At 64.3% G+C, this 19,261-nt stretch carries 29 protein-coding genes and 1 pseudogene; 12 read left to right on the forward strand and 18 right to left on the reverse strand.

What is annotated here, in order from left to right; all coding sequences use genetic code 11:
* Nucleotide 1: 1 nt before the first annotated feature.
* From IB273_RS06245 to IB273_RS06290, 10 genes are all read right to left on the reverse strand, one after another.
* Entirely contained in the window at nt 2-463 is a 462-nt protein-coding gene (locus IB273_RS06245; protein ID WP_192223557.1) for a hypothetical protein, read from the reverse strand.
* 12 nt (nt 464-475) lie between these two features.
* Entirely contained in the window at nt 476-1,408 is a 933-nt protein-coding gene (locus tag IB273_RS06250) for a DUF2184 domain-containing protein (RefSeq protein ID WP_192223558.1), read from the reverse strand.
* A gap of 9 nt (nt 1,409-1,417) precedes the next feature.
* On the reverse strand, nt 1,418-1,873 hold the full coding sequence (locus IB273_RS06255) for a DUF2190 family protein (RefSeq protein WP_192223559.1): 456 nt from the start codon (nt 1,871-1,873) through the stop codon (nt 1,418-1,420).
* Nucleotides 1,873-2,988, reverse strand: a complete 1,116-nt coding sequence (locus tag IB273_RS06260; protein ID WP_192223560.1) for a DUF2213 domain-containing protein — start codon at nt 2,986-2,988, stop codon at nt 1,873-1,875. The genes IB273_RS06255 and IB273_RS06260 overlap by 1 nt, the downstream gene beginning before the upstream one ends.
* A 2-nt stretch (nt 2,989-2,990) precedes the next feature.
* Complete coding sequence (locus IB273_RS06265) at nt 2,991-4,787, reverse strand: anti-CBASS protein Acb1 family protein (RefSeq protein ID WP_192223561.1); 1,797 nt, start codon at nt 4,785-4,787, stop codon at nt 2,991-2,993.
* A complete protein-coding gene (locus IB273_RS06270) occupies nt 4,787-6,073 on the reverse strand; it encodes a terminase large subunit domain-containing protein (protein WP_192223562.1) in 1,287 nt (428 codons plus the stop codon). The genes IB273_RS06265 and IB273_RS06270 overlap by 1 nt, the downstream gene beginning before the upstream one ends.
* Complete coding sequence (locus IB273_RS06275; RefSeq protein WP_192223563.1) at nt 6,060-6,656, reverse strand: terminase small subunit; 597 nt, start codon at nt 6,654-6,656, stop codon at nt 6,060-6,062. The genes IB273_RS06270 and IB273_RS06275 overlap by 14 nt, the downstream gene beginning before the upstream one ends.
* Nucleotides 6,657-6,776: 120 nt before the next feature.
* Nucleotides 6,777-7,355, reverse strand: coding sequence for a hypothetical protein (locus IB273_RS06280; RefSeq protein WP_192223564.1), 579 nt, complete (start codon nt 7,353-7,355; stop codon nt 6,777-6,779).
* Between the two features lie 77 nt (nt 7,356-7,432).
* On the reverse strand, nt 7,433-7,726 hold the full coding sequence (locus IB273_RS06285; RefSeq protein ID WP_192223565.1) for a hypothetical protein: 294 nt from the start codon (nt 7,724-7,726) through the stop codon (nt 7,433-7,435).
* A 2-nt stretch (nt 7,727-7,728) separates the two neighbouring features.
* Nucleotides 7,729-8,052: a peptidase M48, Ste24p gene (locus tag IB273_RS06290; protein WP_192223566.1), complete on the reverse strand. Its 324-nt coding sequence runs from the start codon at nt 8,050-8,052 to the stop codon at nt 7,729-7,731.
* A gap of 84 nt (nt 8,053-8,136) precedes the next feature.
* Between IB273_RS06290 and IB273_RS06295 the strand changes: the two genes are divergently transcribed.
* Nucleotides 8,137-8,316: a type II toxin-antitoxin system HicA family toxin gene (locus IB273_RS06295; RefSeq protein ID WP_192223567.1), complete on the forward strand. Its 180-nt coding sequence runs from the start codon at nt 8,137-8,139 to the stop codon at nt 8,314-8,316.
* A gap of 45 nt (nt 8,317-8,361) precedes the next feature.
* On the forward strand, nt 8,362-9,057 hold the full coding sequence (locus IB273_RS31720) for a hypothetical protein (protein WP_318652467.1): 696 nt from the start codon (nt 8,362-8,364) through the stop codon (nt 9,055-9,057).
* Between the two features lie 101 nt (nt 9,058-9,158).
* Here the strand turns inward: IB273_RS31720 and IB273_RS06305 are convergent, their stop codons facing one another.
* From IB273_RS06305 to IB273_RS06335, 7 genes and pseudogenes are all read right to left on the reverse strand, one after another.
* Nucleotides 9,159-10,028, reverse strand: a complete 870-nt coding sequence (locus IB273_RS06305) for a hypothetical protein (RefSeq protein WP_192223568.1) — start codon at nt 10,026-10,028, stop codon at nt 9,159-9,161.
* 28 nt (nt 10,029-10,056) lie between these two features.
* On the reverse strand, nt 10,057-10,500 hold the full coding sequence (locus tag IB273_RS06310) for a RusA family crossover junction endodeoxyribonuclease (protein WP_192223569.1): 444 nt from the start codon (nt 10,498-10,500) through the stop codon (nt 10,057-10,059).
* Nucleotides 10,493-10,831 (reverse strand): hypothetical protein, encoded by a 339-nt coding sequence (locus IB273_RS06315; RefSeq protein WP_192223570.1) that lies wholly within the window; start codon nt 10,829-10,831, stop codon nt 10,493-10,495. The genes IB273_RS06310 and IB273_RS06315 overlap by 8 nt, the downstream gene beginning before the upstream one ends.
* Entirely contained in the window at nt 10,824-11,573 is a 750-nt protein-coding gene (locus IB273_RS06320; RefSeq protein WP_225610083.1) for a hypothetical protein, read from the reverse strand. The genes IB273_RS06315 and IB273_RS06320 overlap by 8 nt, the downstream gene beginning before the upstream one ends.
* A 28-nt stretch (nt 11,574-11,601) precedes the next feature.
* Nucleotides 11,602-12,273 (reverse strand): annotated as a pseudogene (locus IB273_RS31725) (DnaT-like ssDNA-binding domain-containing protein); the annotation flags it as partial.
* Nucleotides 12,274-12,362: 89 nt separating this feature from the next.
* Entirely contained in the window at nt 12,363-12,935 is a 573-nt protein-coding gene (locus tag IB273_RS06330; protein WP_192223573.1) for a hypothetical protein, read from the reverse strand.
* Nucleotides 12,936-13,024: 89 nt separating this feature from the next.
* Complete coding sequence (locus tag IB273_RS06335) at nt 13,025-13,261, reverse strand: transcriptional regulator (protein WP_192223574.1); 237 nt, start codon at nt 13,259-13,261, stop codon at nt 13,025-13,027.
* Between the two features lie 90 nt (nt 13,262-13,351).
* On the opposite strand from IB273_RS06335, the gene IB273_RS06340 reads away from it, so the two are divergent.
* Nucleotides 13,352-14,209: an XRE family transcriptional regulator gene (locus tag IB273_RS06340; protein ID WP_192223575.1), complete on the forward strand. Its 858-nt coding sequence runs from the start codon at nt 13,352-13,354 to the stop codon at nt 14,207-14,209.
* A gap of 37 nt (nt 14,210-14,246) precedes the next feature.
* Nucleotides 14,247-15,068 (forward strand): hypothetical protein, encoded by an 822-nt coding sequence (locus tag IB273_RS06345; protein WP_192223576.1) that lies wholly within the window; start codon nt 14,247-14,249, stop codon nt 15,066-15,068.
* On the opposite strand, the gene IB273_RS06350 is transcribed toward IB273_RS06345, so the two are convergent.
* Nucleotides 15,065-15,364: a DUF1654 domain-containing protein gene (locus IB273_RS06350; protein WP_225610084.1), complete on the reverse strand. Its 300-nt coding sequence runs from the start codon at nt 15,362-15,364 to the stop codon at nt 15,065-15,067. The genes IB273_RS06345 and IB273_RS06350 overlap by 4 nt on opposite strands.
* Before the next feature lie 493 nt (nt 15,365-15,857).
* Here IB273_RS06350 and IB273_RS06355 point away from each other — a divergent pair, with 493 nt between their 5' ends.
* The 8 genes from IB273_RS06355 to IB273_RS06385 all read left to right on the forward strand — a co-directional run bounded on the left by IB273_RS06355 (nt 15,858) and on the right by IB273_RS06385 (nt 19,259).
* Nucleotides 15,858-16,220: a hypothetical protein gene (locus IB273_RS06355; protein ID WP_192223578.1), complete on the forward strand. Its 363-nt coding sequence runs from the start codon at nt 15,858-15,860 to the stop codon at nt 16,218-16,220.
* A gap of 21 nt (nt 16,221-16,241) precedes the next feature.
* Entirely contained in the window at nt 16,242-16,580 is a 339-nt protein-coding gene (locus IB273_RS06360) for a hypothetical protein (protein WP_192223579.1), read from the forward strand.
* A 218-nt stretch (nt 16,581-16,798) separates the two neighbouring features.
* Nucleotides 16,799-17,134 (forward strand): hypothetical protein, encoded by a 336-nt coding sequence (locus tag IB273_RS06365; protein ID WP_192223580.1) that lies wholly within the window; start codon nt 16,799-16,801, stop codon nt 17,132-17,134.
* Nucleotides 17,103-17,282, forward strand: coding sequence for a hypothetical protein (locus IB273_RS06370; protein WP_192223581.1), 180 nt, complete (start codon nt 17,103-17,105; stop codon nt 17,280-17,282). Before IB273_RS06365 ends, IB273_RS06370 begins: the two co-directional genes overlap by 32 nt.
* Nucleotides 17,279-17,497: a hypothetical protein gene (locus IB273_RS06375; RefSeq protein WP_192223582.1), complete on the forward strand. Its 219-nt coding sequence runs from the start codon at nt 17,279-17,281 to the stop codon at nt 17,495-17,497. The genes IB273_RS06370 and IB273_RS06375 overlap by 4 nt, the downstream gene beginning before the upstream one ends.
* The gene (locus IB273_RS31580; RefSeq protein ID WP_263866293.1) at nt 17,494-17,628 is read left to right on the forward strand and encodes a hypothetical protein; all 135 of its coding nucleotides are present in this window, start codon (nt 17,494-17,496) and stop codon (nt 17,626-17,628) included. The genes IB273_RS06375 and IB273_RS31580 overlap by 4 nt, the downstream gene beginning before the upstream one ends.
* Before the next feature lie 6 nt (nt 17,629-17,634).
* Nucleotides 17,635-18,441 carry a RecB family exonuclease gene (locus IB273_RS06380; protein WP_192223583.1) on the forward strand — a complete coding sequence of 269 codons (807 nt, stop codon included), beginning with the start codon at nt 17,635-17,637 and terminating at the stop codon, nt 18,439-18,441.
* A gap of 8 nt (nt 18,442-18,449) precedes the next feature.
* On the forward strand, nt 18,450-19,259 hold the full coding sequence (locus IB273_RS06385; protein ID WP_192223584.1) for a hypothetical protein: 810 nt from the start codon (nt 18,450-18,452) through the stop codon (nt 19,257-19,259).
* The last annotated feature ends 2 nt before the right edge of the window (nt 19,260-19,261 follow it).

Below are 19,261 nucleotides of genomic sequence, written 5' to 3' on the forward strand. Positions count from 1 at the left end.
GTTACTGCTGCGCTGCCTTCTTGTCGGCCAGGGCTTTCTGGAGCTCTTCCAGGGAGGCGTCTTCGCCTGCCGGCACACCCAGGGCGGCCAGTTCGGCGATCAGCGCCTGCTTCTGCGCGGCTTCGTCAGCCGGCGGAGGGGTCGGCTGACTCGGCGCAGCCTTCGCCTTCAGCTCCGCCAGCTTGGTGACCAGGGTTTCGGTCTTGCTGTTGGAGCCGGCATTCACGCCAAGGGCCTTCAGCTCGGCGAACAGTTGCTGGCGATAGGCTTCTTCGCCGTCCTGATCGTCGCCGCCCTCGCCGCCTTCGACCACCAGCACGCGTGTGACTACGTAGAAAGCGAGGTTCTTGCGGTCCTTGATCTCGTCCCACTCGGGCACGTCAACAGACGCGCCCGGCAGGATGACGGCGCCGCTCGGCAGGCCGATGGGGGTAATGCGGTGCGTGTTGGTGACTTTGGCCATGATGAACCCCCGTCAGATGCCGTCGGTGTAACGGACTTCCGCCGGACGACGGATATCCACGCCACCGAGGCGGAAGATGCCGGGGACTTCCCAGCGGATGGGGCCGGCCTGGTACACCGGCAGGAAGCGGTGCGGCATCGGGATGTGCATCTTCAGCACCGACGGATCGCGGCGGTAGCTGATCATGCGCGCGGTGCCCCCGGCGCCGGCGGTATCCAGGCCATTCAGACCGCGGATGGTCAGCGGGCGGCCGGTGGTGGCGGTGTACACGTTGTTCTTCTGCAGGTAAGTCAGGATCGACTCCAGACCCTGTTCGTTCACCTTGCGGGTAGCGAGCAGCAGGAACTTGCTGTACGGCATCAGCAGGGTGTCGGAGAAGGCAGTGAACAGCGTGCCCTGCGCCTGCACCGTGAGTGCGGTGTTCACGTCGGCCAGGATCTGGTCGGCGGTCGCGGTTGCCCAGTTGCCAGTGACAGCGGTGCCCGCGGTCACGCCCGGATAGGCGAACAGGCCGCTGAAGCCCTTGGACGAGTCACCCGCCAGGGCAACGCGGTCCACGAACTCCTCGTAGGCACGGCGCGCGGCGGCGGCGTCGTCGGCGGTCAGGTTCAGGCCGAGCATCTGCGCCTGGCTGATTTCTTCCAGGCCGTAGCCGTAGCCGATGGCGGCCATGTGCACGTTCGACTCGAACTTCGAGCGTTCGGTGCTGGCCAGCGGCAGGTCGTCGGCGTTGCCGTTGACCCAGTCGGCCTTACCGACCTTGTCGGCCGAGTAGAAGGTGACGGTCTTGATCCACTCGGGCGCCGAGGTGTCGACCGGGATCAGCTGCGGATACTGGATATCCGGGTAGACGATCTCGTTGACCTGGCGCTCGATGTAGGTGGTCTGCGAGACCACGAAGCCCAGGGCAGCCTGAGCGTCGAGCAGTTTGATATGACGGCTCATGGTTTCTCCTTAGCTCAGGCGGACTTGAGCGAGTTGGTTGGCGCCAGTGGTGCTGGTGTCGAAGCGAGCGTTCGGCACTTGCACATTGCTGGTGGCGACGTTGGTCCAGACGCCAGTGGCCGGCACGAAGTAGACCGGGTCACCTGCGGCGACCTGCACGGAGGCGGTCACCCAAATCGCGCCCTCGGTCATCACTCGGGCCGATTCGTACTGGCTGTACTGGTTGGCCTCGGCCTTGACGGAGCGGTCGCGGACGCTGATGCCTACGAACTTCGCGGCGGTGTCGCCGGCGGTCGCGGCGCGGCCAGCCTTGTCGGCGGTGCCCTGCATGACCGGGATGCCGAACGCCAGGCCGCCAGAGGCCTCGACGGTGCGGGAGATCAGAGTCTTCGGGACTTCGTCGACGATCATGCCCGGCAGGCCGGGGCGGATGTTCGCGCTGTAGGTGGTCTGAACGGCGGGCATTATTTGGCACCTCCCTTCCAGGCGTCGTTGAGACGCGCTTCGTAGGTCGACTGACCATTGTCAGTCGGGGCAATGGTGGTCTTGCGGTCGCCCAGCACACGGCGCACCGGATCGACATTGGCGTCCTCGACCAGCAGGTCGAAGCGGGCATCGATGTAGGCCTCGGTCTTGCCGGCGATAGCGGCGTCGCCCAGCTTGGCCACGACTACGGCCTTGCGGATCTCGGCCGGGGACTTGCCGGTGTAGTCGCCGTCGGCGATCTGCACGGCCAGGGCCAGCAGGTCGGCGCGCTCGGTCACCAGCTTGTCGATGGCAGCGTCGTTCAGGACCTTGCCCTTCAGGCCGTCGATTTCGGCGTCCTTCTTGGCGAGCTCGGCATCCTTGGCGGCCAGCGCGGAGGCATGGGCGTCCTGGATGGTCTTGAGGTTCACGCCCGCGTCCTGCAGCTGCTTCTGCAGCTTCTCGACGACTTGGGCGCCCTGCTCGGTGGTCTCGATCGTGAGGCCATCGACCAGGAGTTTGCGGAGTGCATCAGCCATGTCATGGCCTCCTTTCGGTTTCTGCGCAGGGGGTTTCGCAGCGGGGCTGCGCGAGTCCCCGATGCGTAGTTGCTCGCCGCCTCGGGCCTTGTCGACCAGGGCGAGGTGGTTCATTCGCATGTCCGTGACGATGGCGTCATAAGGCTCGCCCTCGGGGGTGACGCCGCCCTGGAACACGACGGAGGCCTCCAAGCCCATGGAGAGCTCGCGCTTGCCGGCCTCGTAGTCGCGGATGGTGTTGGCGTCCATCAGCACCAGCGGCACCTGGACGAAGTCGCCGTCGCGAAGGACCTCGGCACCGGTGTTGCCGACAGCCAGCTCCTTCCAGTTGTCGGCGTTCACCTCGCCTTGGTGGTCGTTGGTCATCGGGCGGAAGGCGTAGGAGCGCATGGCGTCCTCAGCGAAGACCGCCTCCGGCGGCCGGTAGACCCGCACCAGAGGCATTTCCGGCTCTCCGACCTCGGAACCGAGGTAGTCCTGCACGCCGATGCGGGCCACCTTGGCGACGGCCACGAGGTAGCCGTCAGTGGTCCGGCGAACCCCGGACACCGACAGGGAGTGGTCGAGAAGGAGCATTGCTATTCCTCGTTGAGGTCGTCCGACCAGCTCGGAGTGATCTCTTCGAAGACCTCCGGGCCAAGCTCGATGACGCCGCGGTAGGGCTCGACCTGGTCAAGGTCGACGCTGCCGGGCTGGTAGGTGAAGGTGATGTGCGGCTGGTAGTCCGGCCAATCCCAGGAGGCGCCGGCGTCGAGGATGTCCTGGTGGCGCCAGTTCAGCTCGGTGTTGTTGAACAGCAGGACGATGGCGCCCTCGCCGAACTGCTCGACCATGCGCGGGCCGCCGCCGGAGCTGGTGAGGTTGCCGTTCGGCTTGTTGGTCCAGGCCTGCGCGACCGCCATCCAGTCGACCGGGGTCTTGCTGTAGGCAACGGTGACGTGCAGGTCTTCGGCCGGGAGCGTGGTCTCGAAGCCCTGGGCCTTCGCCCAGTCGATGATCGCGCCAGCGTTCAGCACCTTGCGGGACACGTAGAGCGTGCGAGCTGCGGCGTCCTGCAGCTTGGTAGTGCCGCCCTCCTCTTCCTGGCCGTCGTCCGGCACCTCGGTGCCGAACTCCTCGAGCGCAGACTCCAGGCCGGGCATCACGCTGTTCTCCACCAGCAGCGTCTCGGCGGCCTTGCTGAGCGCGTCCGGCGGGAAGAGCTTGGTCTCGCCAATGGTCTTGATGGTCTCGGCGGTGGTCTTGCCGATGTCCGCCCGCTCCTTCGCCGTGGTTTGCCAGAGGCTGTTCCAGACGTAGTGGATTTCCGGCGGCCGACTTCCGAGCGCGGAGCGCACCAGGCACTCGTCCAGCACCGACATGGCCGGCGTGATATCGAGTTCCTGACTCGACTGGATGCGGTCGTAGTAGTTGCGCAGGTCCGCCTCACCGGTGGAGTTCATGCCGGCGGGCGACTGGCTGAGCATGCGGGTCGCCGGGATGTCGGCGGCGCCGCAACCGTTCTGCAGGAAGCGATCGATGATGTCCGGCAGCGTGCTGAAGTTGGCCGACTTGCTGTCGTACTCCTCTTCCTTGTCCAGCAGCAAGCAGCCGTTGATGCCCTTGGCGGTGGCCGCCAGGCGGAAGCGTTCCAGCAGCTTCTTCTCGTACTCCTTGTCGTTCATGCCCTGCATGAAGTCAGGAACGCGGATGATGTCGACCTTCGCCTCGAAGATCAGGCTGGCCACGTTGGCCATGGTGCTGTCGATCTGCTGGATGGCTTCGAACACGGCCTGCAGGACCGAATCCCCCCAGCCAAACTGGTTGCCGTTGGCCAGGTCCTGGTCGGGGATGTCCGCGCCGGTGAAGATCACCAGGCGGGACGGGTGAATCTCGATCGCGCTGCCACCCAGGCGATAGGCCTTGGGCTTGCCGTAATTTGGCGACATCACGTCGCGATCCTGCTCGGTGGCCGACAGGTCGCGCCGGCTCATCACCGTCAGGTACTTGATCCCGCCCTTGCCCAATCGATCAGGGGTCAGTGGCTTGCTGGTGTCACGTTCGCCGGTACCGATGAAGATCGCCGCGCCACCCCAGAGCCGCGCCTTGATCAGCGCCTCCTTGGTGCGAGCGCGGACCTGAAGGCGCTTCTCCTCGGCCTCGATCTTTTCGATCTGCCGCTTGCTGGCCTGCCATGCGCGCCAGCGCCGAGTTGCGTCCTTGGCCGGGATGTCGACGACCTTGCGCGGGAACCAGGCGCCTCGGTAGGCGTTGAGCAGCTGCTCGTCGGTGAGGATCACCGGCGCGTAGAAGCTGCCGGCGGCCTTGTCGCGCTCCGTGCCCAAGTTGGCCACGAAGTTGACCAGCTTGTCGCTGAGGAAGCGGACTACGCCCATTAGGAAACACCTGCGAGGGAGTACCGATTGATCGGGAACTCCTTGTGAATGAAGTAGCCACCCGCGTCATTGGGGTGGTCGATGTCAGCCGACTTGTCCGGCTCGCCGTTGGTGCCCCACACCTGCTGCTCCAGGGCATCGGCATAGGTCGGGCACCGGTCGGGGTTGACCCGATACCGCCGATCACCCTTGGCGTTGCAGAACATGGCGTTCATGGAGTTGATCCGGTCCTTGACCGGAGGGTTGGCGGCAGGCGCCGAGACGATGAAACCGGCCTGCTTGAGCAGCGCGATATCGGTCTCGCTGGCCCGGACGGACTTGCGCGAGTCGCCGGAGGCGTCGGGGTAGATCCTGATCTGGCGGGTCGGCCTGTAGTCGCCGTCGGCGTACAGCCAGAACCGCTCCTTCAGTTGGCGGATCATGTCCGGTGTGTCGTAGCCGTTGATGATCTCGTCGACGGCGTGCGGTAGGCCCAGGCGCTTCACGTGCACCACGGCGGCCATCTTGCCGACGTTGAAGTCCATGCCCACGAACAGTGGCTCGCCGGGCTGTGCGGTCTCCTGCGAGGCGTTGAGCTTTCGGTCGAAGGCGGTGTAAATCGTGCCCGACGTCAGGTTGACGAACTGGCCGCGCAGGTACGCCGCGATCAGCTGCGGCGGGTATGACTCCATCAGGGAATCGATGTAGTCGTCCGGAAGGTTCGCCTCGTTGTCGTAGGTGCTGGCCTGGACCAGGCCATACAGCGCCTGCAGGTGCGGCTTCTCGCGCAGCTGCTTCACGAACTGCTGGAAGACGAACTTGAAGCCTTCCGGGGTGGTGGTGACGTCCACGCGGTTGCGCAGGCCGTCCACCTTGTAGCGCATCCGCGCGATGATTTTGCGCCAGGCCTGCTGGGCCTTGATCAGCGACAGGACATCGAGCTCGTCCACCAGGGAGCGCCCGACCTTGAAGCCGACGATGGTCTGCGGCTTCTCCATGGAGCGGCAGATGATGGTCGTGCGGTAGGCGCTGCCGCTGTAGAGGTGAACCTCGTGGTTCGCCTGGTTGATCTTGGTCCGCAGCCCCCAGTCGAAGGCCACCTCCTCCATCGTCGAATAGAAGATGTCGCGGATCTGGGCGTAGGTCGGAGCGAAGTAACCGGCGTTGATGCGCGGCCACTCCCAGGCGTGCTGGGCGAGACCCGAGCACCCCACCCAGGTCTTGCCGGAGCCGAACCCCGCGACGAAGCCGCAGAACTTGTGCGGCAGGGCCAGGAACTTCGCCTGCGGCACGTTAAGCGTCGGCATCGCGGACCCTCGCGTCGATGATGGTCACCGCGACACTGGTCGGCGGCGCATCGTCCTCCGGGTTCTCCAGCAGCTTCAGCTCGGCGCGCTTCTTCGCCACTTCCAGGCGCTTCAGCTCGATGTCCAGGGCGGCAGACTCGGTGCCGACGTGCCGGCTCAGCAGTTCCAGGTTGCGGAGCTTGTCCGGCCACTTGACCTTGCGGAGCACCCCGGCGATGCGGCGATCGTCACCGCGGCCTTCGAACAGCTCGGCGACCTCGATGCCGGACAGGAACTGGCGCCAGACCTTGGGCCACTCGCGGATAGGCTTGAAGCTGCCGTCGTCCTCGTGGATGTCCAGGACGTCCATCTCGTCGATCTCGCGCAAGCGGCGGACGACGTAATCGGATTCAATCTCCGTGCGCTTGGAGCGCTCAGCCATGGCCTGGGCGATCGCCTCGGCTACTTCGGGGATGCGCAGCAGCTCGTAACCAATCTCTGCAGCCCGCCTCGGGCTGTACTTTGCGCGGATGGCTGCCTGCGTCGCGTTGAGGTCGACCAGGTACTCCTCGACGAACAGGCGCCGCTTCTTGTTCAGCGCCATGAGGGACCTCGTAAAGAAAAAGCCCCGCGGGTGCGGGGCTCATCTCGGCATATGGGGCGGCGCCATCGCGCACGTTAAGAATGTTTCACCTCTAGGCCGGGGCAAAGCTTCTATCTGGGTTCAAGACTTGATCGGCGCCGCACATGTTCCCTGAAGGGAAACAGCACTGAAGTAAATCTCTTCTGCTGAACTCAGCGTCGGAAGCTTCGCCGAAGAGACAGCCATGGCTTTGGCGACAAACTCACGGTTCGCAGCGTAGGCGCTAGGTGCGAGAGGACCCTTTTCTGCGGCGCCAAGCGTGGTGCTCGCGACGCCGGCTATACCGGCACTTACGCCGGGCCATACTCCGCCTGTTCCAGCAGCTGCCAGCATGCTCCCCACAAAGCCGGCAACCCCACCAACGATCCCCACGCCCAAGCGTGCACCTTCAGATGATTTCGAGCGCGCCTCATAGAAGTTTTGCGCTCGCAGACAGTCCGCTGAGGCGACCTGGTAATCGAGCAGTGCCGCAGCCTTCTGCAACTGAGCGCTCTCGTTATTTCGGGCCGACATCGGGTAAGCCTTGAGAACAGGGCCGTCTTCGTCAACGTGCAGAGCTGCAAGATCGGGGTCTATGTCGTTGGGTTCCTTGTGTCCGGACTCGGCAGACGCGCAACCAGCGAGCAACGCAAGGGTTATGAGGAAGCTCTCTTTCAGCATGATGGGTCGTCCGTGATCCAAGGATTCGGCAAGCCTAGTTCACGTAATGGCACATTCAAGTCATCGCGCCATCATCATTATGAGCGCCGCCGCTCTGCGCCATTCCACCGCCAGTCCTGCTGGAATATCTGCCTCCGGCGTGACCAGGCGTAGCTGACGATCCCCAAGTGCATGATCACCGCCCAAGGGCTGACCCAGTAGCCTTTTGCCAGCTCGACCAGCAAGCCGAAGGCTCCGAGGGCGACCAGGTAGAACGACAGGCTCAGGATCGGATGCTCGAACAGGTGGACGGAGCGCAGGAAGTCCAGCGCGGCCAGTACCACGAGAATGCATAGCAGGGCGTCCAATCCCATGAGGATCGAGTTCATCATGGTCAGGCACCTCGGGGCGTCAGGAAGCGCTCCGCAAAGGCTTTCATGCCGGGAATCACGTTCATGGCCAGTAGGCCGATGGTGAACGCTACGCCGGCGAGGAAGGCGTCATCCAGAGGGATGAGGTAGGTTCGGGAGAGCCAGCCAGCAACGGGCTGGGTCCAGTAGGTGGCGCAGCCAAACCCCGTGCCGACGGCCAGGGCGGCCTGGAGGCGAGTCAGGTCTTTCAGAAAGCCGAGCGAGAGGATGGAGCCCCAGAACCCGGCGATGGTCACGCTGTACTTGGCAAACAGCGCGCCAATACCGATGGAGGTCGTGGGTTCCATGGGCGAACCTCGAATACCACAAAAGTGTTGGAATACCACAAATCTGTTGTATAATGGACCCATCCAAACAACAGAGACGAGGTGATGAAGTTCAGCGAATTCAGACGATGGTTGAAGGCCCACGGGGTGACCTTCGAAGCCGGCAAGGGAAGCCACTTCAAGATCACCGCCCCGAACGGCAAAACGACCACCTTCGCGGATCACGGAGCTAAGGAAATGCCAGAACCGACCCGCAAGGCGATCATCAAGCAACTGGGGCTCTAAGAGCCCCCTCGCCTGCACGCTGAACGATCACCCCAAGGAGTGACCATGTACGACTATGCAATTCGATTCGAACAGGACGACAGCGCGCCTGGCGTCGCCGTTTTCTGCCGAGACCTGCCGGAGCTGAACAGCTTCGGCGATGACCGCGAGCATGCTATCCGCGAGGCGCTGGACGCCATCGAGACCACCCTGTCGATCTACGTTGACGCGCGAAAGCCGATCCCGGAGGCCACTCCACCGGAGGACGGTGAGCACGTCGTGCGTCTGCCGGCGGTGACTGTGGCGAAGATCGCGCTTTGGAACGAGATGATGAAGCGCGGAATGCGGAAGTCCGACCTGTGCAAGCTTCTGGGTATCGCCCAAACCCAGGGCGATCGCCTGGTCGACTTCCTGCACACCTCCAAGATGGATGCGCTGGAGTCAGCACTTGCCGCGCTCGACACGAAGCTCAGCGTCCGCACCTACTCCGGCAGCCACCTGGTCAAGCTCCGGTACATGGCCAATACGGCGCGAGGCCGTGTGCTGGTCATTCCGGGAGACGCTGACCCGAAGGCTCTCCCCCGTCAGTACGAATGGCTACAGGAAGCACCCTGCAGGATCGAAGAGACGATCGACGAATTCGAAGTCGGCGCCAGGTACGCGATGTGGAACGTAGAGGAAGCGGTGAACGCGATCCAGTCCCGCGGCTACTTCAGCTTCTGGCTGGAGACAACGTCAGGTCCCCGAAGCGCTACGCGCTGAAACGAAAAACCCCGGCTCAATGGCCGGGGTTTTCACTTGTTGGGTCGTGCGGGTGTAACTCTGCACAGTGGCAAAACGATACCCAAATGCTCGCCAAAACGTCAAGCGACCTGTTTCAGACGCTCCCGCTGGGTCCAGTAGGCCGCCACGCGGTCATGGTAGCGCTGATGCACCTCGGGCAGTTCCAGGACGTCATCGCCCCACTCTGCCCGGTAGGCCTCTCCGTACCGCTTCATCCGCGCCGCCCAGGCTGCCAGCTGGTGGTCTGACATCCCGCGCAGGCGGTCGGCCAGTCGCTGCTGGTGGTGCTCTCGGCGCTGGGCGTACAGCTCGGCGCGTTGCTCGGCGACCACGTCGCGGTCGTTCTCCAGCCAGCGCCAGCCCGGCCCCTTCCGCAGTCCGCTCTGCTTCGCCACCACCTCGGCCACCGGCTTCAGCGCCTGCGCATCCAGCTTGTCGATGTGGCGCGCCAGCCGCTCCCAGGTGCTGGCGTAGTCCCGAGCCCAGTGGCTGGGGTCGATGCGGCAGCCAAGTCGCTCCTCGATGAACATGCATACCTCGCCAGGGCCCAGGATGTCCCGGCCATTGACGGCCCGCTTGTGCGAGTTGATCGCCGCCAGCGCCATCCAGTAGGCGCGCTCGCCTTGGCGCTGGGTGAGTTGGCCAAGGCCGGCGCCGATCCAGACTAGACCGTGAGCGATCGCAACGTCGTCGCCAGTGGCCAGCGGCGAGTACAGCGTGTGGCCGAAGTGCTGCAGCGGCTTGGGCAGCGTGCCGATGGCGGACATCACCAGCCCGGCCGCCAGCATGTGGGCGCTCTTCCCGTTGGTGTCCTTGCGCTCGGCGTGGGTCTCGTTGGCCACCCGCCCCCGCTTGCCGAGTTTCGCCTTCTCCGCGGCCACGGCGAGGACCGAATCGCGGTTCTCGTAAAGTGCGTCGTGCCATGCTTGGCGGGCGCTGGTCAGTTTCATTTCGGCTCTCCCCTGTGGTTTTCTGTGGTCACTGCTCGCCCTCGAGGAGAGGGACGACTTTCACTCGCACGCCCGGCGTTTCGCCGTAGCGCTTCCCCACCATCGCCTTCACGACCTGGACGTCGTCCTTCCAGACGACACCGTTCAGGCCGTCGTAGATCGCCTTGATCACGTTGTCCATGTCGGGCTTCTTGGTGGGGTACAGCTGCCCGGCCAGGGCCTGGGCCTTCCGCTTTTTCGACATGGATTGAGGGATGCTCAGGGCGATGTCCAGTTCGACCATCACCGGCCCTTCCAGCAGCGCGCGTCCGGCCATGGCCTGGTGGCCGCTGTGTGCGATGAGCCCCTCGTAGTTGGCCGTCTTCTCCGGTGTGAACATCCGGGCATGGCCTGCGACGCGGCCGATGCGGGGCCTTCCTTTCCCCACCGGCTCGCCAGGGACCGTGAACAGCACAGGGCGAAGGTCAACCATCGGATTTCTCCAGAATCAGCGCGTCCACGGCCTCGTCGAGTCGCTCTTCGCTCGGGCAATCGGTACCTGGTTTCACTTGTGCCTTGGGGCTCCGCACGACAGCCAGCGGTGAGTCGTACCAGTGCAACTCTCGAATCACCTGGTAGCGCACCGCATCCTTCCGGAGACCGCAAACCTCGGCGCATAGCCGCTCGTTCTCCGCGATCAGCTCCAACACCACATCAGGGCCAGAAGCCTCCCTGAATTCCTCCGTAGCGACGATCTGGGCGTGCCAATGCGTTTCCTTGGAAACCTGCTCAGCCAGCCGCTTCAATTCTTTGAACTCAGGCATGGCTGTCCCCTCCCCGACGAATCCCCATCTTCGCCAGCAGCAGCGTCCGCGCCTGCTTCGGATCGCTGGGCAGACCCTGGGCCATGAGCATGTCGCGCGCTTCGCGGTGCGAGTGCGCCATCTGCTTCTGCATTGGGGTCTTCTCGTCGTGTCCGATCGCCTTCGGGATCTCATCGTCCAGCGGCTTGCCCATGGCGGCGCGGGCTTTGACGATGGCGTAGTTGCGGGAGAAGACCTCGCGCAGGCCTTTGTCGTTGAGCTCTGCCTGCTTCAGGTCGAACACGCCAGTTTCCCGTGCTGCAATGCGAACCGCCTCGTGGCCATACACGCCGCGAAGCGCCTGCAACCAGGCCTCGTCCTCGCTGGGCAGTCCACGAACTTCCAGGCACATGGCGCGGAAGACATTGGCTGGCGGTGGCCAGTCGAATTCGGTACCGCGCTCCATCAGCGCGAAGAGGCCGGTGGCGAGCTGAACACCAGTGAGGCCTGCAAGCACCCTGCCCCAGACGCTGTCCTGGTCGACTTCAACTCCGTAGTTGGATATCCACCGGTGGCCGTACATCTCGGTCATCTTCACCCAGAACTCGTCCAGCAGCTTGCTCTTGAGCTTGGCGGGCGGCGATTCCGGCTTTGACTCGGTCGACGGCTGAGAGAGGGCCTTGCCTACGAGAGAGTCTGCGCGAGGCGGCTGGTATGCCGGCTTCGCCTTCGGAAGGCTCTTGGGATCCACTGGGGTTTCCATGGCTGCTCCTGCCGCTTGCGCGGACCTGGTTGTTCTTCACGGTCATCGCCAGTTGGTGTTCCCACTGGCCCTGTGACTGGTGCTTGTCTTCGCGGTTGATCCAGTAGCTGCGGAATTCGAGGAGGTCGTCGTCCTTCAGCCGGTACCCATGCATGCCGTTGCGCATCAGGGTCGCTGGCCAGCCGTTCGGACTGGGGACCCAGGCGTCGTGCATCGGGAAACGTTTGGGCGGGTCGTGGCTCGCACGCGGGAGAGGAGTAGGAAGTTCTGTAGTAGGAAGTCCGGATGTGGGCCCCACCTCAGGCCCCACCTCTGGACAACCTCTGTCCCTACCTCCGGCCCCACCTGCTCCATCCAATCCGTCGAAAGCCTTTATCTGTGCTGGCTCCGGCTGAAACTCTCCGGCCCCACCTAAGGCCCCAGGTATGGCCCCACCTACTGCCAACCTCTGGCCCCACCTCCCCGAGACGGATTGATCCCGTGAAGCCTTCGGCAGGTGGAAAACGAAGGGGCCAATGCTTGGCATCGGTTCGAGGAGACCTCGGCGCACCAGGGCGTCGACGGTGTATCTGGCTTCCTTGCGGGTAGCCTTGTGAGCGGGCCGACCTGGTGAAGCTGGAATGCTCAGGACCTCGATCAGCATCTGCTCGCTCAGGCGGCGTTCTTCGCCGGCGATGCCGGTCCCGTAGTCCATGAACATCCGGATCGCGCAGTACACCTTCAGCAGCTGGTGCGGCTCATCGAAGAGCGCGTCCCACTCTGCGTCGCAAATCTGGAATGTCGGCACGGCTACACCACCGACAGCTTCGGAGTGCAGCGCATGGAGTCGATCATCCGGAGAGCTTCGTCGGTCGCTGCGCGCGATTCGGACAGCTCGCGGTGAGCTTCCTGCAGCTCGTTGTCATCGGCACCGTCAACCAGGCCCGCGACAGCCTGCTGGGCCTCGCCGTTCTCCTTGATCAGGGTGCGGAGCATGCAGAGCACCTCGCGCTGGCCGCCGGCCGGCTCCATCAGGCGCACGGAGACGCCCAGCGGCGTCAGCAGGTCGCCCAGGGACTGGATCTTCAGGTCAGCCGGAAGCGCAGCGATCACCGACATGGTGAAGTTGGCCGGCAGCAGGTTCTTATCCTTGGACGAGTCGTCGAGCCAGCGGAAGACGCGATCGGCGTTGGCCTTCATCCGCTCCACGGTGTCGCGCGACGGCGGGTCGAAGAAGATCTGGGTGACCGTGTCGGCGCCGATACGCTCGTGGGCTTCCACGATGTACTGGACGACCGTCTCGCGGCTCAGCCCTTCCCGGCGGCGCCACTGGTTCACGACGCCGAGCAGGGTCGCGATGAGGGTGTGCGATTCGCTTCGCATGACTTACGTGCACTCCTAGCCGAATCTATGGGCATCCGATCAACCAACTGGGCAATACCCGTCATGGATGACCATCTGAAATCGCAGCGTCAGGCTGCCCGCCCCTGCGCGCAGAGCTCGCGGGCAGTCACCAGGCCGCCGGTAAGCTCTTCTGCTTTGAAGGCCGGCTTCGCGGTCATGGTGTGGATGCCTGCCAGCCAGTACGAGACGGTGGCCTGCGAGACGCCGAGTGCCTTGGCGGTTTTGGTCTGGTCGCCAAAGAACTCGACCAGCTTCTGGATCGGGGTTTTGGGCAGGTCTTCGGCCGCCTGCGGAGTGGGAATCATCTTGGTCGGCCCTCCTGATAAGCCTGCTTATACTCTATGAATAAGCAGGCTTATTTGCAAGGCCATAAGCGCACTTATAGATTTGCGGCCATGAGCCTACTCAAAGACCGCATGAAGCAAGCCCGTAAGCACGCTGGCCTGACCCAGAAGGATCTGGCCGCCGCTGTTGGGGTTTCGCAGCCCGTCATCTCGCAGTTGGAAAGCGGCGAGAACTTGCAGAGCGTGCACCTGCTGAAGATCGCGCACGCCTGTCGGGTGAACCCGGCATGGCTGGCAGAAGGCGTCGGCGAGATGCTGGACGCCCAGGCCAGCACACCACCCGCGGCAGATCCAGCGGAGGCGAAGCAAGGCGCCGCTGACATCGTGCTGGCGATGCTGAAGAAGCACGCCGCCAAGGGAATGAGTGGCGCTGCTCAGGAGAAGATCGCGCAGGCCGTCGCCGACAGCCTGGCCGAGAAGAACGTGGTGGCAGCTTCGACCTCCAACGTGATCCCGGCCGACTTCTCCCGGATTCGCCCGCGCCAGGGCGAACTGCTGGTGCCGCAGTACGACATCCGCGCCGCAATGGGCGCCGGCCAACTGCCGCCCGACTACGTGGAGACCGTCCGCAACCTGGTGGTGAACGAGGCACACCTTCGCGCCCATGGCGTCGATTACACTGCCCCGGAGAACCTGGCCATGATCACCGGCTGGGGCCAGAGCATGCTGGGCACCATCAACGACAAAGACCCGGTGATGGTCGACAAGGGAGTCAACGAGTTCATCGGCGAGGGCATCTACGTCCTGACCTGGCACGAGCACATGTACATCAAGCGCGTGCAGATCCTCGACGGCGAGCATTTCCAGCTGATCTCGGACAACGACAAGTACCAGATGCAGAAGGCTCGCGGCGAAGACGTGATCTTCCACGCGAAGGTGCTGCTGATCTGGAACGCCCGCAAGGCGTGACCCGCATCGTCAGCCCCGCTACCGCCGAGGCTTATCGATGGATGACAACCAGATAATCGACCTGCTTCTCGCCGCCGAGGTCCTCGACGAGCGCGAGAGTGTCATCCGCCAGCGCCTGCTCCACCAGGAGAGGGTCGACATCCTCGAGGCAGTCCAGCAGCACGGCGCCGGCGCGGTGGCCCAGCTCACCAAGGGCGACCAGGTCATCTACGACCGAGACACCGAAGCGATTGCCGGCCCAGACGAGGAGTTCCTGGACTGGGCGATCTTCCGCTCTCCACCTGGTGCGAGCGCCGAAGACCTAATCTACGACGGCCCCGAAACCGTTTTGCTGCTGGCCATGGACCACTCCTACCCCGGCCGCGCCGTGATCGGCAGTTACTCCCCGTTCAAGGATCGCGCCGCCTACCAGACACCCGAGGGATCGCTCGCGAACGACCAGGTGCTCTACGGCTACCGCTTCTCAGCCACCATGCAGCTGCGTAATGCGCTGCATGTGCTCGAGCAGCACGGCCGGCTGGAAAGGGTTGACCGCCCTTCCCTGCCTGCAGCCTCTGGCCAGGACTGGCAAGGCGGATGGATTGCCAAGACGCACGCGATCGCCCCTGAACTGGAAACGCCGGATGGCCAGATGGCCTCGGAGATCGGCCCCATCGAGGTCGACGGCGGCGACTATTTGCGCTTCATGCTGCTGGTGCGGCGAATCATGGCGTGCGCGCTGAGCGATACCGATAAAGCGAACCTGATCTATCGCTCCGCATCCTTCCAGGGCGAAGGCGGTCACTCCTTCGACCGCTTCATCGACTTCCATGGCGGCGCCGACGCCCTCCTTCGGAAACTTCACCGCCAACCGGGTTAGAACGGCGCCGGCTCCTCGTGCAGGTGCTGCACCACCATCCCAGGCAGCACGTCCATATCATCAGCCTCGATTTCCGGACCCTCCTCCACCATCGCCTCCCAGTGCAGCGTGAAGGTCCCGTCCTCGTTCTCGGTCATCTCCAGCCCGTCCGTCTCCTGCAGCTCACCCATAACCTGGGCCCACGCCTGATCCGAATCGCTTTCCAGTCGCCAGATAGTCGCCTGGCGCAGTGAAGCCGCGCGCGGCGAGTTCACCATCGCGGAAATGCGCAGCCTCAACCGGTCTACGCCGGCCATTCCGCGCTCTTGCTGTTGGGGTTTTGTGGGTGCCTGGGTACGCATAAGAACCTCCATTTACTGTACGCCCATACAGTACTTTCTGAGGCCGCCTTTCGACAATCCCCGCTCCGCTTATCTTTCGTCGATGAAAAATATAAGCCTCCTTATTGACGTATCAAAATAAGCACGCTTATATTTGGAACACGCCCAACGAAGAACCACTGGGCCAGGCCACCGAGCCGACACCGCATCCCAGATGGGACGACATGGCAGCGATCAGGGAGCCATGCCTTGAAGCGGATTCTCTGAGATGGGATGCCTCCCCCAAGGTGTGCAGCGTAAAGCACCAAAAGAGAGAGCCGACGGCACATGCGCGGTTGGCTGTTGGGACCCTAGGTCCCCCGAGAAAGTCATCGCCCTGCCGGAGGTGGCGTGTAACACCGGCCAGAGACACCGATTTCCTCGATGCCATCCAGAGGGTGGCATCTGGGAAACCAACCAGGAGTACCACATGAACAAGCACACACCGGGGCCCTGGGTGGCCATGAAAGACGGCAAGTACGTCACCGAAAACCCTTGGTCAGTTGATCACGAGGACGGACACGACAACACGACCGCCCCTATTGGCGGCCCGGATGGACAAGTCGTCGCTCTCGTCGTGATGGATGACGAGCACAGCGAAAACCGCTGGGACGACACGGAGCTTGATGCGAATGCTCGCCTGATCGCAGCCGCCCCCGACCTTCTCGCCGCCCTGAAGTTGACGAGCGACTGCCTTTCCAAGTGCCTCACCGGCGGCGAAGTCAGCGCCGCTCTGGCTGGTAGAGCTCTTGTTGCAGCTGGCGAAGCAGTCACCAAGGCCACCGTCGCCTGACCACGAATCGGAAGCAGATCGATGATCCTGATCCTTGTCCTGATCGGCCTGGTGCTGCGCCAGGAGCGCCCCGAAGCGCTCGCTGACGAAGCAGCCACCATCGCCGATGGCTTCATGGCCGCGCCGGCCGCCGGCGGAGAGCGATGTACCAGCGGGGCGTGCGCGCATTCGGGTGTGCAGCGTCCCGCCAAGAACCTCACCGCGCAGAGCGCGGCGTTCGTAGATCGCCCACGTCAGCGGCGATCGCTCGGGCCGACGAGAGAATATCGGCCCCGGAGCGCGCGCGTTCGCTGCCCGCCCCGTCAGCCTGCCAGAGCGCAGCTGGGCCGGCCCCTACAGCATGGGGCGCCGGACACGTAACCGGCACCTGGGCGGCCTGCATGGCCGCCCTTTCCCTTCCCCGCCCGTATCCGCCAGCACTCTCCTCCGCGCCCACCGGCACACAGCGGAGCGCCCGAGTGCTGCCGAATGCCGGCGATCCGCCGAGGACAACGCCATGTGGATCTCCGAATACCGGCGGCGCGCCCGCTTCCAAGGCGCCCAGGCCGCCTACGACCTGCGCGGCGATCCCTTGTGGGATGGCCCTGACCCTGAACCCGAAGAGCTCGACGAGGAATGCAGCGATGACGACAGCGACGATCGACGCCGACTGGGCGAAGAAGAAAGCCCGCTGGATGGTGGAGCGGGAGATTCACCTGATCAGCACCAGCGCTGTGCCTAGCGCCGAGGCCGCCCGGGCAATGGTCGAGGCCTACACCGTCGTTTCACTGCTGGACGATCAGCAGCACGACGAATTCATCCAGCTGGCGGAGGACGCGGAGCGCAAGCGCAAGCGCCAACTCACAGCCAGCCGCGTAAACCGCCTTCTTGAGGAGATTCGGGATGACGACCAGACCCGTGCAGTCGCTCATTGACGACCAGGTCGCCGACCTGATCATGCCGGCCGGCGCCGACATCGCCACCGCCCTCGGCCTGCCGCGCGAGACGCTGGTGCAGAACCTGCCGCGCCGCATGGCGCTGACCATCAAGAAGGGCCGGAAGTGCCTGGGGGTGCGCAGATGATCACCGCCAAGGAAGCCGACGCTCTCGCCGATCACGCTCTGGGCCAGTTCTTCCGGGCCTGCGGCTGCACAACGCCGGAGGACGTCCGGAAGGCTGGCGAGATGGTCATCAGCAAAGCAGCGCGCGGGATAGAGAAGTACTGCGGCACCGAGAAGGCCGTCGACGTTCTCCAGCGCACCTGGTTGCACATCGAGCCGCCGCGGAGGGGGTCATGAACGCCAAGCGCAAGGCCACCCTCATCGGCGCCCTGCTCGCCTGCGCCCTCTACATCTTCCTGATCATCGGCCCCGCCACCGCCGGCCACATCACCGGCGAGCAACCCACGACGGCATTCGCCGCGAAGTGAGTCCCCATGCAATCGGTATACACGGTGCGTGCCTCGTCCTGTGGCGCGCTTTTCGACTGCGCCTTCAAGTGGAAGGCGATCCATATCGACAAGATCCGCAGCCCCTCCGGCCCACGCGCCCTGCTCGGTACCGCCATCCACGCCAGCACAGCCGCCTTCGACGCGGCGCGGGTGAACGGCGAGCCGATCAGCGCCTACGACGCCTCCGAGCTGCTGGTGCACACCCTGCAGCAGCCTGAGTTCGAGGTGGACTGGCGCGGCTCCGACATCAGCATGCGAGAAGCCGAGTCCACCGGCCTGGCGCTGCACACGAAGTACTGCAACGACATCAGCCCGAACTACGACTTCGTGGCCGTCGAGCTGACGACCAAGCCCCTGGAGATCAACTGCGGCGGCGGGATCATCGTCCGCCTCACTGGCCAGCTCGACCGGGCCCGAATCAAGCGCGACTCCCACGGCATCGGTATCGCTGACGTGAAGACTGGCGGCGCCGCGGTGAGCCACGGCATGGCCAAGACCAAGGGCCACAAGCCGCAGATCGGCACCTACGAGCTGCTCTACCAGCACACCACCGGCGACCCGATCACCGCGCCGGCCGAGATCATCGGCCTGAAGACCAAGGGCAAGCCCGAGGCGGCAGTCGGCGAAATCATCGGCGCGCGCCAGGTGATGGTCGGCAGCGAGTCGCACCGCGGCCTGATCGATTACGCGGCGGACATGTTCCGCACCGGCCTGTTCCCACCCAACCCGCAAAGCCCGCTGTGCAGCCCGAAGTACTGCCCGCGCTGGGCGACCTGCCCCTACCACGAATGAGGAAGCCCATGAGCCAAACCACCCTCGCCGACCTGCAGACCAGCGCCGTAGCCCGGCGCTCGCAGGATCAGGCGCCCGTCGCGATGTCGTTCTTCAACATGGAAGGCTTCGAGCTGATGCAGCGCATCGCCAAGGCCTTCAGCCAGTCCGACCTGGTGCCCAAGCAGTACCAGGGCAACCTGCCCAACTGCATGATCGCCTTGGACATGGCCCAGCGCATCGGCGCGAACCCGCTGATGGTGATGCAGAACCTGTATGTCGTGCACGGCACGCCGGGCTGGTCGAGCAAGTTCCTGATCGCCACGGTGAATACCTGCGGCCGCTACTCCTCCATGCGCTACGAATGGAAGGGCGAGCCGGGAAAGCCGGACTACGGGTGCCGGGCCTGGACGATCGAGAAGTCCACCGGTGAGCGCCTGGATGGCATCTGGGTGACCTGGAAGATGGTCAACGACGAAGGCTGGGCAACGAAGAACGGCAGCAAGTGGAAGACGATGCCGGACCAGATGTTCATCTACCGCGCCGCCGCCTTCTGGCAACGCGCCTACGCGCCAGACCTGGGCATGGGCCTGCAGACCGCAGAAGAACTGCAGGACGTCATCGACGCCAAGCGCGACACCGACGGCTCCTTCACGGTCGACCTCGACGCGTTGCGGCGCCAGCAGGACACCGCCGAGAAGTCGTCCGTAGCTGAGCAGCCTGCTCTCGAGCACGAGCCGGGAGAAGTGATCGACACCGTCAGCGGCGAGATCACCAAGACCGCCGAGCGCCAGCCCGCCGCCCAGCAGCAGGACGGCGACGGCCTCAACTTCGAGTAACC

Source organism: Pseudomonas sp. PDM19, assembly GCF_014852215.1.
In the GTDB taxonomy this organism is placed as follows: Bacteria; Pseudomonadota; Gammaproteobacteria; order Pseudomonadales; family Pseudomonadaceae; genus Pseudomonas.

Excerpts from the sequence above, each read along its gene's own strand:
- IB273_RS06245 (WP_192223557.1), bottom strand. The coding sequence starts at position 463 with ATGGCCAAAGTCACCAACACGCACCGCATTACCCCCATCGGCCTGCCG.
- IB273_RS06250 (WP_192223558.1), bottom strand. The coding sequence starts at position 1,408 with ATGAGCCGTCATATCAAACTGCTCGACGCTCAGGCTGCCCTGGGCTTC.
- IB273_RS06255 (WP_192223559.1), bottom strand. The coding sequence starts at position 1,873 with ATGCCCGCCGTTCAGACCACCTACAGCGCGAACATCCGCCCCGGCCTG.
- IB273_RS06260 (WP_192223560.1), bottom strand. The coding sequence starts at position 2,988 with ATGCTCCTTCTCGACCACTCCCTGTCGGTGTCCGGGGTTCGCCGGACC.
- IB273_RS06265 (WP_192223561.1), bottom strand. The coding sequence starts at position 4,787 with ATGGGCGTAGTCCGCTTCCTCAGCGACAAGCTGGTCAACTTCGTGGCC.
- IB273_RS06270 (WP_192223562.1), bottom strand. The coding sequence starts at position 6,073 with ATGCCGACGCTTAACGTGCCGCAGGCGAAGTTCCTGGCCCTGCCGCAC.
- IB273_RS06275 (WP_192223563.1), bottom strand. The coding sequence starts at position 6,656 with ATGGCGCTGAACAAGAAGCGGCGCCTGTTCGTCGAGGAGTACCTGGTC.
- IB273_RS06280 (WP_192223564.1), bottom strand. The coding sequence starts at position 7,355 with ATGCTGAAAGAGAGCTTCCTCATAACCCTTGCGTTGCTCGCTGGTTGC.
- IB273_RS06285 (WP_192223565.1), bottom strand. The coding sequence starts at position 7,726 with ATGATGAACTCGATCCTCATGGGATTGGACGCCCTGCTATGCATTCTC.
- IB273_RS06290 (WP_192223566.1), bottom strand. The coding sequence starts at position 8,052 with ATGGAACCCACGACCTCCATCGGTATTGGCGCGCTGTTTGCCAAGTAC.
- IB273_RS06295 (WP_192223567.1), top strand. The coding sequence starts at position 8,137 with ATGAAGTTCAGCGAATTCAGACGATGGTTGAAGGCCCACGGGGTGACC.
- IB273_RS31720 (WP_318652467.1), top strand. The coding sequence starts at position 8,362 with ATGTACGACTATGCAATTCGATTCGAACAGGACGACAGCGCGCCTGGC.
- IB273_RS06305 (WP_192223568.1), bottom strand. The coding sequence starts at position 10,028 with ATGAAACTGACCAGCGCCCGCCAAGCATGGCACGACGCACTTTACGAG.
- IB273_RS06310 (WP_192223569.1), bottom strand. The coding sequence starts at position 10,500 with ATGGTTGACCTTCGCCCTGTGCTGTTCACGGTCCCTGGCGAGCCGGTG.
- IB273_RS06315 (WP_192223570.1), bottom strand. The coding sequence starts at position 10,831 with ATGCCTGAGTTCAAAGAATTGAAGCGGCTGGCTGAGCAGGTTTCCAAG.
- IB273_RS06320 (WP_225610083.1), bottom strand. The coding sequence starts at position 11,573 with ATGGAAACCCCAGTGGATCCCAAGAGCCTTCCGAAGGCGAAGCCGGCA.
- IB273_RS06330 (WP_192223573.1), bottom strand. The coding sequence starts at position 12,935 with ATGCGAAGCGAATCGCACACCCTCATCGCGACCCTGCTCGGCGTCGTG.
- IB273_RS06335 (WP_192223574.1), bottom strand. The coding sequence starts at position 13,261 with ATGATTCCCACTCCGCAGGCGGCCGAAGACCTGCCCAAAACCCCGATC.
- IB273_RS06340 (WP_192223575.1), top strand. The coding sequence starts at position 13,352 with ATGAGCCTACTCAAAGACCGCATGAAGCAAGCCCGTAAGCACGCTGGC.
- IB273_RS06345 (WP_192223576.1), top strand. The coding sequence starts at position 14,247 with ATGGATGACAACCAGATAATCGACCTGCTTCTCGCCGCCGAGGTCCTC.
- IB273_RS06350 (WP_225610084.1), bottom strand. The coding sequence starts at position 15,364 with ATGGCCGGCGTAGACCGGTTGAGGCTGCGCATTTCCGCGATGGTGAAC.
- IB273_RS06355 (WP_192223578.1), top strand. The coding sequence starts at position 15,858 with ATGAACAAGCACACACCGGGGCCCTGGGTGGCCATGAAAGACGGCAAG.
- IB273_RS06360 (WP_192223579.1), top strand. The coding sequence starts at position 16,242 with ATGATCCTGATCCTTGTCCTGATCGGCCTGGTGCTGCGCCAGGAGCGC.
- IB273_RS06365 (WP_192223580.1), top strand. The coding sequence starts at position 16,799 with ATGGCCCTGACCCTGAACCCGAAGAGCTCGACGAGGAATGCAGCGATG.
- IB273_RS06370 (WP_192223581.1), top strand. The coding sequence starts at position 17,103 with ATGACGACCAGACCCGTGCAGTCGCTCATTGACGACCAGGTCGCCGAC.
- IB273_RS06375 (WP_192223582.1), top strand. The coding sequence starts at position 17,279 with ATGATCACCGCCAAGGAAGCCGACGCTCTCGCCGATCACGCTCTGGGC.
- IB273_RS31580 (WP_263866293.1), top strand. The coding sequence starts at position 17,494 with ATGAACGCCAAGCGCAAGGCCACCCTCATCGGCGCCCTGCTCGCCTGC.
- IB273_RS06380 (WP_192223583.1), top strand. The coding sequence starts at position 17,635 with ATGCAATCGGTATACACGGTGCGTGCCTCGTCCTGTGGCGCGCTTTTC.
- IB273_RS06385 (WP_192223584.1), top strand. The coding sequence starts at position 18,450 with ATGAGCCAAACCACCCTCGCCGACCTGCAGACCAGCGCCGTAGCCCGG.